General features: G+C 37.7%; 11 protein-coding genes. 8 read left to right on the top strand and 3 right to left on the bottom strand.

All coding sequences use genetic code 11. The annotated features are described in order from the left end of the window. Nucleotides 1-97: 97 nt before the first annotated feature. From IPM34_14250 to IPM34_14215, 8 genes are all read left to right on the top strand, one after another. Nucleotides 98-2926, top strand: coding sequence for a histidine kinase (locus tag IPM34_14250; protein MBK8956698.1), 2829 nt, complete (start codon nt 98-100; stop codon nt 2924-2926). Beyond that, nucleotides 2923-3759, top strand: coding sequence for a response regulator transcription factor (locus tag IPM34_14245; protein ID MBK8956697.1), 837 nt, complete (start codon nt 2923-2925; stop codon nt 3757-3759). Before IPM34_14250 ends, IPM34_14245 begins: the two co-directional genes overlap by 4 nt. A 278-nt stretch (nt 3760-4037) precedes the next feature. After that, nucleotides 4038-4382, top strand: a complete 345-nt coding sequence (locus tag IPM34_14240; protein MBK8956696.1) for a hypothetical protein — start codon at nt 4038-4040, stop codon at nt 4380-4382. A gap of 5 nt (nt 4383-4387) precedes the next feature. After that, complete coding sequence (locus IPM34_14235; protein ID MBK8956695.1) at nt 4388-4909, top strand: hypothetical protein; 522 nt, start codon at nt 4388-4390, stop codon at nt 4907-4909. A gap of 95 nt (nt 4910-5004) precedes the next feature. Further along, the gene (locus tag IPM34_14230; GenBank protein MBK8956694.1) at nt 5005-5529 is read left to right on the top strand and encodes a hypothetical protein; all 525 of its coding nucleotides are present in this window, start codon (nt 5005-5007) and stop codon (nt 5527-5529) included. A gap of 40 nt (nt 5530-5569) precedes the next feature. Continuing rightward, a complete protein-coding gene (locus tag IPM34_14225) occupies nt 5570-7381 on the top strand; it encodes a T9SS type A sorting domain-containing protein (GenBank protein ID MBK8956693.1) in 1812 nt (603 codons plus the stop codon). A gap of 577 nt (nt 7382-7958) precedes the next feature. Beyond that, nucleotides 7959-8975 (top strand): GHMP kinase, encoded by a 1017-nt coding sequence (locus IPM34_14220; GenBank protein MBK8956692.1) that lies wholly within the window; start codon nt 7959-7961, stop codon nt 8973-8975. Between the two features lie 36 nt (nt 8976-9011). Then, complete coding sequence (locus IPM34_14215; GenBank protein MBK8956691.1) at nt 9012-9773, top strand: hypothetical protein; 762 nt, start codon at nt 9012-9014, stop codon at nt 9771-9773. A gap of 236 nt (nt 9774-10009) precedes the next feature. Here IPM34_14215 and IPM34_14210 read toward each other — a convergent pair whose 3' ends face one another. From IPM34_14210 to IPM34_14200, 3 genes are all read right to left on the bottom strand, one after another. Beyond that, entirely contained in the window at nt 10010-10252 is a 243-nt protein-coding gene (locus IPM34_14210) for a GNAT family N-acetyltransferase (GenBank protein MBK8956690.1), read from the bottom strand. A gap of 312 nt (nt 10253-10564) precedes the next feature. Further along, nucleotides 10565-10702, bottom strand: a complete 138-nt coding sequence (locus IPM34_14205; protein ID MBK8956689.1) for a hypothetical protein — start codon at nt 10700-10702, stop codon at nt 10565-10567. Nucleotides 10703-10797: 95 nt separating this feature from the next. Continuing rightward, nucleotides 10798-11649, bottom strand: a complete 852-nt coding sequence (locus IPM34_14200) for a hypothetical protein (GenBank protein MBK8956688.1) — start codon at nt 11647-11649, stop codon at nt 10798-10800. Between the last annotated feature and the right edge of the window lie 908 nt (nt 11650-12557).

Here is a 12557-nt window from a genome sequence, read left to right as displayed (position 1 = left end):
ATTGCAATTTTATCCATTGAAGACCATTACTTCCATACTACTTATATTTTATTGTAGTTGGTTGTTCGCCCAGCCTCCTTCATATCGATTATTTACCATGCGAGATGGACTTTCTCAAATGAAAATTTCTGCTTTGCATATTGACCGTCGTGGATACTTATGGATTGGCACGCGAAATGGTTTGAATAAATTCGATGGTGAGAAATTTTCTTCTTATACAGAGGCTGATGGTTTGTTACACAATCGCATTCATGGAATTGATGAGGATACAGAGGGTAATCTCGTCATTTTAACCTACAATGGAATATGCCTTTTCGACGGAGCTGCATTTAATTCCTTTCCAAAACCCTATACAAGTGTGGTATTTGATTTAGCAGTTGATCAGGACAATTCGATTTGGATTTGTGAAAGGTATGCCCATTCAGCACTTTATGTATTGAGAGATGGAAAATATAAAACAATCGTTGAAAAAAAAGGGAGCCTTCGATACCAATTCGACAAATTGAAGAACACAGGATATTTGCTAGCAGAGGGAAACATTTTTTATATTGAGGATGATACAATTTGTGCTCTTTCCAATGGTGGATATTTTTTGTATCCCAGTATGGGAGACTTAGAAGGAACACCATTTGTTATGAAAGACTCTTTTCAAGGAATTCAAAAAAGGGTTTTGTCTTATATAGATGGAAACCAAATCAGTCCTGTAGCAGCCCTCAATTTGCATGAATTAAAACCTGAAATTCAAGACTTGAAGAAAAACAAAATATGGAATTCGACTAGAAATAAGTTGGATCTTCCTGACCTTGGCGGGCAAAGAATCGTTTTCACGCATGAATTTCCTGTAACAAATGATGTGACAAAGGATGAATACCATCAATTTTGGATCGGTTCAGAAAATGGTCTCGGGCATACTTTTAGCCGGGCATTTTATTCTTTCCCCATAGGAGAATTGTCGAATGTATGGACCGTGCTGGAAGATCAAAACCACCAAATTTGGTTCGGCACTTATGGAACAGGTCTTTTTACTTTAGATGCCAAATCGAATGAGCTTAAACAAAATCAGTTGGGACCCTCCTATCATTACTTTTCTGCTTCGGCTAAAGACAAGAATGGACGATTGTATTTTGGTACAGACCAGGGCCTGGAAATAAGAGAGGGAAACCGGATGCGAATGCTTTGGAATAATAAAACCGTATTTTCACTCTACTATGATGTAAGGGGTGATCAAATTGTGTTTGGAGCATTGGAAGGCGTTGTTTTTCTAAAACATCCTGACAGTTTAAAGTATTTTGGCATAAAAGAAGGCATCCATAAAAATCATTACATCCAGAATATCTCACAAGACAAAGACGGATATTTTTGGCTGGGTAGCTACACGGGTGTCAGCAAGCTCGATGTGGAGTCCCAGGCAATAACAAATTATACTTTTGAAAACGGAAGACTTCCCTGCCAGGGAGTTTATTGTAGCTATTTAGATGCAAAAGGCCATTTCTGGTTAGGCGGTGACAGAGGATTAATGCTTTATGATTATGCTAAAGATTCCATTATTCAAATAAGAAGTGAAGTATTGCAAAGCATGGTAAAGGCCATCATTGATTTGGATGATGGCAGGCTTTTAATCTCCACAAAAGATGGACTATATGTTTTAGAAACAGATCATTATTTAGAATCGGGCAAAGTTGAATTTCTGTTATTTAATGCATCGAATGGATATCTGGGCATAGATCCCGGGTTTACCGGCTTGTATAAAGATTCGAAAGGTTATATCTGGATTTGCTCGGCTACCACATTGGATCGCTTGGAGCCCTCGAAATTAATTACAAGAGATCAGCAAATATCCGCATTTATCACACACATCAATGAACAGCGACTTCCTTTTGACCATCACCCAAAATTGGTTCAAATTAAAAATGGGGAGTCAAATGTCGTCATCCGATTTGATGGGATTGGCTTCACCCGCCCGTTGGTGACAAAATATCAATATAGAATCAATGGAGGCGAATGGTCCTTTTGGCAACCGGAAAGCCAGGTTATTTTGAAAAATTTACCTTCCGGAAATTACCGCTTCGAAGTGAGAGCCGGACCAACAGACAAACCTCCTGAAAAGAGCCAGATGGATCGACTGGACTTCGCGATCCGGTTACCTTTTTATCGAGCTGCCTGGTTTCCACCCATTACTATTGGTATGACTGCATTACTTCTCGTCATGAGTTCTGTTTATTTTATAAGACAACGATTGGAAAGAAAGCGTTATGAAGGCCAATTGGAAGAAGCCAAATACCTGCGTTCACAGCTACTGTTGGCTCAGTTAAATCCACATTTCATCTTTAATGTCCTTGCAAGCATTCAGCACAAGGTGCTTTTTGAAAAGAAAGAAGAGGCCAGTCGGAGCATCGTTTCCCTATCAAAACTTTTAAGAAATTTTTTAAGTGCATCCTACAAAGGCAACACCTTAAAAGCGGGAAATGCTGAATATGAAATTTTACTGAGTACGGAAATAGAATTACTCCGATCCTTTATTGAGTTTGAACATTCCAAGAATGAATCACATTTTGACTATCATTTGGTAATTGCTCCGGACTTAAATCCCGAGAATCATTCATTGCCCCCCATGCTATTGCAACCCTTTGTAGAAAATGCTATCAAACATGGTTTGTTATTACAGAAAATAAAAGGAAATTTATGGGTCAAATTCAGTTTGATCAATGGCTCATTATGTTGTGAAATTGAAGATGATGGAGTTGGCATAAAAAGGGCTCAGGAGTTACGGAAAGATGCCTTTTTAACACATGAGTCTCTCGGGTCTAAAATTATTAAGGAACGCATTCAATTGCTCAATGAGTTGGGATACCACATAGAAATTGAAATTCTATCTCGCATTCCACAGGGTACGATTGTTCGAATTCAAATAAAAGACGAGGAATGAATATACATGCCGCCATTATTGAGGACAACAGCGAAATCATTGAAACGCTGAAATACACTCTTGCACAACTCCCATTGCATGTGACCCTCATTGAGGTAGCCCAAACTGCCGAAGATGCATTCCATGCATTGAAAAATGCCGAAGTTGAGCTTGCCTTTCTCGACATTCAGTTGCGGGATGCAAGTATTTTTGAAGTTTTGGAAAAACTATTCAAAGAAGGGTATAAGTTGCCCGAACTCGTTTTTATTACGGCTCATGGAAGTTTTGAAAACGCGTTGAAGGCTATTCAATTTGCCTGTCTGGATTTTGTTACAAAGCCATTTGATACTCCGGATATTGAAGCAGCCGTTCGTCGTTATGCGGAAAAGAAAAATTCACAGCAACAAAATCAACAAACCCAGATTGGATTTTTACTTCAACTCCTGAGAGGAGATCTCCAAACGCTCAAATCGATAGCTATAGCCTTGCCAAAAGGCGTTATCGAGTTGGTCGATTTGCAGCAGATCGTTTATATCCAGGCCGATGAAAATATTTCACATGTTCATTTATCGGACGGAAAGATCCTACACTCTACCAGGCATTTAGGGCATTACCTTGAGCTTTTTAACGGGAACCCTGATTTTATACAAATCAGCAAAAGTTGCCTCGTAAATCTTTGCCACCTGCGCCAATACAACCATCAGGATAAGTCTCTAAAACTCAAAACTAATGAAAGCCTGGTCGTATCCCACCGGTTTAGTCGCATCCTTCATAAGTTCTTATTAAATAGCCAACACAAGCATCTGATTGGCGGCAGTCAGTTTAATTTCCTGAAAAATTTATTCAAATCTTAAGTCGGAACATACGCTTATCCTCAAAATCGTTACGGTTCTTACATTTAAATTGACCTAAACCAGGACATCATCTACTTTTAAACAATGTTTTCAGTGGACCCCTTTTTAATGGGAAACACGGCAAACTATTAAAAGACTAAATTCATTTAACCTTGCGGCATCTTCTCATTTTTATTAGCCTATTTTCCGGCCTGTTTATTTATCTGGGATATAGGAACATGCATACTCCCATTTATCAATGGACCCAAAATCTGGGTTTTGAAAACGAGCTGAGTATTTTGAGGAATTTTGCACAAGGTTTTACTTTGCCTGACTGGTTTATTTATTCAGCGCCTGATGGCCTCTGGATGTTTTCTTTTGTCATGAGTATGCTTTCCATTTGGAATTTTAAGCTTAATAATACTTCGGGCAAATGGATGCTTTCTGCCATTCTAGTTGGCCTTGGCTTTGAACTACTTCAAATCATTTATAGGAAGCTTGGAGTTTTTGACTTCAATGATTTATTCATTATGCTAGTCAGCGCGGCATTTACACTGATGTTCTTCTCAAATAAAAAGACTCCTGATATTCAGGTTGAAACAAACAAATACCAATCAAAACAGACAGAAGTAATAAAAATATAATCACCATGGAAAATAGAATTCCAGTTTCAATAATCAATATGAATAACTGTAAGCTAAAATCGATTTTATCATTTTTTATAATGAGCTTGTTTATTTTCTTTGGCTTTGCCTCCATAGATGAAGGAGATCCGGAAACACAGATTTATAATTGCGACTACTTTAATCCTCATTTTTCAAAAGTTCAGGCTTATGAAATATTTTTGTATGAGCATTCAGGTGATACAGTAAAACCATTGACAGGTCAAATTATCACTTTTTTTATAAAAGATTATGCCAAAACTGGTAAAAACGATCCATGCAGTTTGGAACTCAAAAACGCTTATACTATAACATTGAATTTTGGAAATTCTTTTGCAAAAACACTATTGGTGAATAAAAGCTATACTTCAAAGGATGATTTATTAGTTATAGACTTCACAATTGATCGACCTGGTTATAATAAAAGTCAGTACACCCTACATTTTACACACGATTATGACGCTCATTCAGATTTCTATATTTTATTGAAACAAGAAGAATACCCATGATACATTCAATCTAACATTTGAAAATACACTCTTAACTAAAGAATTAAACCTTAGACCAATAAATATTAGGATATAAATTGTTAAAAATAAATTAAATGATCATTATAAATATAACAGGCTGTGATAAAAAATGTGCTCATCTTATGAATAATTTGAATTGGCGATCCATTTTATCCATTTGCACAATCGGTCTATTTATCTTTTTTGGATTCGCTTCTATTGAAGAAGGTGACCCTACTCCTCTCTGTAATTTTCATAAACCAGAAATTCATAAAACACATAAGGTAACAATTGAAATTTTTAATAAACAAACTGGAATGCCTATTGTAGGTGAAATTATTAATTACACCATTTACAAAACTTATAAAATTGAAGACACAGATGGTTTCTGCGAATTTACAACCTATTTAGTTGGGGCATGGGAGGTCAATTCCGGCCCTTATGGCAAAGCAATATTTACACGAAACGAAGTTTATAGTTCACCAGATGATTATTTAACTATTCTTGTTGGTTTGGTTAATAACAACTATTATCCTGAGAGTAAAGCCATCATTGTAAAAGATTCTGATAACAATATATCATACGACATTTTTTACGTAAGAAGAGAAATATATCCCTGATTTCGGTTTATTATTAAAAGTAAAAAATAAAACATAGTTTATGAATACATATATCTACATATTAGTTTTCACTTTGTTACAGACTGCTATTCTAAATGCTCAATCCTTTAACTATAAAGGTAAAAATCTATTTAGTATGCAGGAATATTATAAGGATTCATTACAAAGATCTACAAGTTTATTGTTTAATGATATGGATAGTGATGGAGACCAGGACCTTATTCTTTCCGGTATTGACTCCCTCAAATTTGATCAATCAGGAAATATCACCTCTTTTTCTCAAATCACCTATTTTATAGCTGTACAAGAAAATATCGGAACCAAATGGAGTCCAAAGTTTGCACCGCGGAAACCATTCATGGATAGTTTTCCATTTCGAAAGGGTTATTTCTTCCCGGCCGCCGGAGATCTCAATGATGATCGCAAATTGGATTTTGTCGTCTCTTCAGGATTGGATTCCAATAAAAATATGGCCACTTTGTTTTATCAACGAAAGGAAACAAGTGGAAAGGACCAATTCAACATCATTTCCGGAGATCAATTGGGACTTGATCCTTTTATTTCCGGTAGCCTTTTTATGCCTTCTTTGGCAGATATGGATAAAGATGGAGATCTGGATCTTTTTATGAGCGGATATTTTCTCGAAAGAACGACGTCTGGTGAGAAAATCCAAAGGCCCGTCTTCTTATATGCCAAAAATATAGGAACGAAATCAAATCCGAAATTCCTTGGATGGTATCAAAACACCAATGGCCTGGAGAAAAGTCTTGGGGAAAATCAATTTATTACCATTGGCGATATCGATAACGATCAAGATAATGACTTCATCTCTTTATCAAGTTCAAACAATATATCGAAGCTGTTATATCTTGAAAACATTGCCCGTTTGGATGGAAAAGCTGATTTTAAATTATCTAAACCGTTAGCTGGAATTCCAAGTACAAAATCCGGTGAAAGATACTATCCACCCGCCTTGGTAGACATAGACAGTGATGGTGATCTCGATTTATTCATGTTACAGGACCTATCCAAAACTGCAACCGGAATTGGATACTATGAAAACAATTTTTGCACTGCTAAAACAACTCAATGGACACATAGCATTTGTGCCGGAGATTCTGTAATAATAGGAAATCAGGTATTTAATCAATCCGGGCAATACGAAATAAAACTAAATGCAAGCAATCAATGCGACAGTATTGTAAAACTGAACTTAACCGTAAGACCTGCCATTACAACAAATCTTTCAAAATCACTTTGTGCGGGGGAAGAGTTCACCATTGGAAATGAAAAATTTACGCAAACAGGAAACTATACAGTAAAATTAAAGGCCATGAATGGTTGCGATAGCATCATTCAAGCCTCCTTGACTTTTATAACACTTTTAAATACTGTAAGCCAAACTCAGAACACACTTAAAGCCGATCTGGGAGGAGTTATGTATCAGTGGTTTGACTGCGATAATGGTTCTGATATACCAGGTGCAACCGGACAAAGTTTCACACCCGTAAAAAATGGCAAATACGGCGTTAAGCTAAGCGATGTCAATGGCTGCAAAAATAGTTCAGCATGTGTAAACTTTGTGATCACTTCGAACGAAGAATTGAATCTATCAAACCAAATTATATTATACCCAAATCCTGCATCCAATGGTCTTAGCATTACAAACGATACCGGATTTGCGCTCCGTGAATTAACAATTATAAATATGGAGGGCAAAATAGTACTCAGCATGCCCATCCTTGAAACTAACTGGATTCCTACCACAACCTTGAATTCAGGCAACTATATTTTGGAGATTCAATGTAATGGAAGGAAAATAAGTAAAAAGTTTGAAGTGGTGAGGGATTGACATTTTCTGGCAGGGGCGGAGGCATGTAGGCTTGGAGGCATTTAGGCATGTAGGCATGTAGGCATGTAGACTTGGAGGCATGTAGGCTTGGAGGCATTTAGGCATTTAGGCATTTAGGCTTGGAGTCCCGATAAAATATAGAGAATTATTTCTTTACTAAAATATTATGCAATTTTATCGGGATGGCTGCTAAGGGCAAGAAAAGATAACGTGTGTTAGTTCAAGGATTCTATACAAAATTTAATATTTTTCTTGGGCTATTAAAAATAAGGAAATGTACTTTGTTCATTCATGCTTTAATGCACAATTCGCTCGCGCATTTGGTGTACGCTGAGGATAGTTCTAATTGGTATTTACCAATCATTTGACTATAATCCATCATTAATTGTCATTCTGCATTCAAAATTTTAATCCTGGATCAATTATCTGTCTATATCTGTACACCCTACACCAGCAACCTTATTTCTTGATCCGATCTTGCCTTTTCGCTTTGGGGTATGCTTCTTTTGCCTCTCCATTTTCGGCAATCAACTTGTGCGCCCTAAAGGGGTAAAAATTGCCCTATTTAATTTTTCAAATGGCACCACGTTCTATAACCCAAATTTTCGCTTCTCATATTAATTTTACACATATATATAAAATTTCCCTATATTCGCCCCAATTACCTAAAACCTGGGCTATTAAGGCAGAATTTTACGCACGAGGCAAAGTCTTGTTGAGTTCGGAGTATTTCGTCCTCTTTGGTGCTAAAGCATTGGCATTGCCATCCCGCTTTGGACAGAAAATGAAAGTCCAGGAATTGAATGGTTCAGAGATCCTTTGGAATTCTTACGACGACAAAGGAAAAAAATGGTTCTCGGCCGAAATCGATCTGCTGGGTTTTGATGTGGTTGAGGCCACTGATCCTCAAACCGGCAAGTATTTAAGAAAAATATTAAAGGCCTGTTGCCAGAACAATTCCGAATTTTTGTCGCACTGGAAAAAATACAAAGTCGATCATTACCTCGAGTTTCCTCTGGATTGGGGGCTTGGATCGAGTTCGACACTGATCTACAACATGGCGCTTTGGGCCGATGTCAATCCCTACCATCTTTATTTTGATGTGGAGTCCGGTTCCGGTTACGATGTGGCTTGCGCTGGAGCCTCAGGCCCTTTACTCTATGCCCTGGGAGACGGCGAAATTGATTTGGAGCAGGTCGACTTCAAACCCAATTTTGGTGACAAATTGTATTTTGTAGTTCTGAATCACAAAACAGACAGTCGGGAAGCGGTAGAGTTTGCCAAGAAAAATAAACCACCCAAAGAAATTTTGCAGAAAGCAAGTGATCTGACTGAAAAACTATTGGATCTAAAAAGCCTTGATCAATTTGAGAACTGGGTACGCGATCATGAAAATTTGCTATCGGACTATCTCAAAATTGAAAAAATAAAAGACGGACTTTTCAGAGATTTTTGGGGCGAAGTAAAATCACTTGGGGCCTGGGGTGGTGATCTGGCCCTGATCACCAGCAACAAATCCAGAGAAGAAACGGAAAGTTATTTTTCTAATAAGGGTTATCAAAAACTCATTCCGTACCGGGATCTCGTTCTTTAACCATTTCGCCAGTCAACTGTTTCTTTATAAAATCCTATGCCTCCCGTTATCTGGCACTCCCTTAGCTTACAACAGATTATTCAGGAAACTCCTGTTACAAATCGATATATTTTTAAAGTTTCAGAAGATACCAAATTGAATCACATCCCGGGACAATTTCTCACCTGCGATCTACCCATTGGTGAAAAGAGATTGCAGCGCTGGAGGAGTTACAGCATTGCCAACCGAAATCAGGGCGACAGAGAAGTTGAATTCTGTATATCTTATAAAAAGGATGGACCTGCGTCTGAATATTTTTTTAGCAAGATTCAGACAGGAGATCAAATTAAAGCCAAAGGTCCGGAGGGAAGTTTTATTTTACCCTCCCAAGAAGGATTGGATTTGATCCTCATCTGTACCGGAACGGGCCTGGTTCCATTCAGGGCTATGCTTCAGCAGATCATGCTAGATGGTCATCATTATAAAACCATTGAGTTGATATTTGGTTGCAGGAATCCTGAAGATATACTTTACCGGAGCGAATGGGAGTCTTGGAAAAATCAAATTCCTAAATTTCATGCAACGATCTGCCTGTCGAGAACGAATGAGTTTCCAATAGCAGATTTTCCAGGCATCCAATTCCGGAATTCATATGTACACGAAGCATATTTGGATCTATTGAACAATAACATCATTTCTCGCGAACACAGTTTATTTATGTTGTGTGGCTGGCAGGAAATGATTGACGAAGCCATTGTCAAACTCTACCTCGAACAGCGAATTCCCCGAGAAAAAATCAAATTCGAGTTGTTTGGTTAAGGGGAGGTAAAAGGCTTGGAGTCCCGATAAAATATAGAGAATTATTTCTTTACTAAAATATTATGCAATTTTATCGGGATGGAGGCTTGTAGTCCCGATAAAATAAAGCTAACTTTTTCTTTACTAAAATATTATGCAATTTTATCGGGATTTAGGTTCGCAGGCTTGTATGAATAAAATTTCAATTTTGTTAGTTTGTTTGGAATTATTTTTTGAATTTTTGTTGTAGCTTTTCATTATTGCGATTCCGCTTGCGCTTCAAAATTCCTGAAGCTGATATTGCGAAGTGTTTTAAAGCCAAGTTTCTCGTAAAGTCCAATGTCCGCCAAATTCACATCCCCAACATGCAGAAAAGGGAGCTTATTCTCTTCGTAAATTTTCACGCTAGTAAATGCAATCAATTGACTGGCATATCCCCGGCTTGTATGACCCGGATGGGTAACCACTGCGCTGACTTCAGTGAGTCCATTTATTTTCATGCGTACGCCAGCAGCGGATTCCAGTATATGGTCTTTGTATATTCAGTAATAAATACCCAAGTCAGATGTTTTAGTTCTAAAATATCAGGGCTGGATTTGATTCACATGAATAAATAAATCAACTAATTGTTCCATAGAATAGAGATGCACAATACACTCTGTAATTTCAAGATTCATTTTTGTTTCGGCAATCATTTGTCTGCAAACCAACCCTTTCACTAGTTTAATGTCATGATTATAAATCGGCTTGTTGCCCTCTACATAAAAATTGTTGGTGAACCTGAAATACAATTGGATTTCTTGCAGTGCACTTCAGTTAGCATTGAATGCGCCCAATGGACAGAATTCCGGTTTGTAAAATTTCATACCCACAAAGTCACAAGCAAATTCCTGCTGCTTCCCGGTCATAACAAACCATACGGGATTTTCCAATTTTTCGCAGGTATTCATTCATAATTTGGAACAGAATTAAAAAAAATCTCAAGTCTTTTTCTTTTCTAATGCGTTTTTTCCAAAATACAAAGAACCTTAAATAAACAGCTGACTTAGAATCTCATCTGATATTCCAGATTGGCAACGAAACTTCGGGTGAGTCCGTCGGGTCTTTCATCTCTGACGACCAGGGGCATACCTACATTCAAGAGCAAAGAGTTTTTTGCAGTGATGGTATATTCCAAATGTGCATTGGCATTGAGGGTGAGTCCGCCGGAACCATCAATTTCCTGCTCAACATCGGAGGCATTGGTGAATTTATCGTTGCTTAAATGATAGATGGGGAGTATTCCAGGTGTCAGATTTAATTTTTCAGATAATTTCAAGGGATAAGAAATGCGTAAGAGAATATCTGCCGCCCGCTTGAAAGACCGGGTTGACTGAAACATTCGAAGTATGTTGGAGGAGTCTAAACTTTCAGCCAGAAAATCATTTTCATTTTGGGACAATGGCATTTGAAGTCCGGCTGACCATTGAATTTTCTTGATCCGACTACTTAGGCCGAAAATCAGGTCGAGCGTACCCAGGCTGGATTGGTAATCCAAAGGCAAACTGAAACCATCCTCCTTTTTATCTGCTTTTGAAAGTGGAAGTTTTACGCCGAGGCTCATGTTGAAGTTATCGTTTATCAGATACTGCGAGGAAAGAAATACATCTGACAGGCCATAAACGGATATATCGTTTCCGTTTTGTCCGATGGAAGTGAGCTTCACATCTAAATTCAAACGATCGCCGAGTTGTCTTCCGTATTCGAAATGGCTACCCAATACAGAAATAGATTCGTCAGCCTGCCCTGTAGAAACTCCGATTTTAATGCGGTTCTTTGAGGCTGAACCTTCTGCCGTCTGCCCGGGTTGAAAACTTTGAAGGGTACAAAATCCTGCATCGCTGCATCCCTGTGCCATACAAATTTTGGTAAAACTAAACAGGAAGACCGGCAATAAAATAATATGTTTAATTGAGTTCATCATTTTGAATTTACAAATTGTTCTCATTAAGTTCGTTTGGATTACATGAATGAAAAGGCTAAAATAGGGAAAATCTATTGATCATTTCGTTAAATATTTCGACCTTTCGACCTTTAGGATGTATATCAAAATAATTGAGTTGGACAAAATGAAGGTAACTTAAACGGGAATTATATTCTGCGAAAATCCCCGTGATCTTCGGGAACATCTCGTGAACAGCTTAAAGTAGGAAGAATGCCAAATCTATAAAGCCTTTGTTTAACTGCAGGAAGTCATAAAAAATGAATTTCCCGCAGATTGCGCAGATTACGCAGAAAAGATTGAAGGCATGAAAGTCATTGAAACGGGAATTACATTCTGCAAAAATCCCCGTGATCTTCGGGAACATCTTGTGAACAGCTTAAAGTAGGAAGAATGCCAAATCTATAAGGCCTTTGTTTAACTGCAGGAAGCCATAAAAAATGAATTTCCCGCAGATTGCGCAGATTACGCAGAAAAGATTGAAGGCATGAAAGTCATTTAAACGAGAATTATATTCTGCGAAAATCCCCGTGATTTTCGGGAACATCTCGTGAACAGCTTAAAGTAGGAAGAATGCCAAATCTATAAAGCCTTTGTTTAACTGCAGGAAGCCATAAAAAATGAATTTCCCGCAGATTGCGCAGATTACGCAGAAAAGATTGAAGGCATGAAAGTCATTGAAACGGGAATTACATTCTGTAAAAATCCCCGTGATCTGCGGGAAGATCTCAAAAACGATTAAAAATTCTTTAGGACAGTAATCGAAATAAATAGAATAGATTTTTCGATGTTTCGAAGTTTGGACTTTTCGAAGTTTCGAAATC

The organism is Saprospiraceae bacterium, from assembly GCA_016716185.1.
Lineage (GTDB): Bacteria > Bacteroidota > Bacteroidia > Chitinophagales > Saprospiraceae > Vicinibacter.
This window is presented reverse-complemented; position numbering and strand designations above follow the sequence as displayed.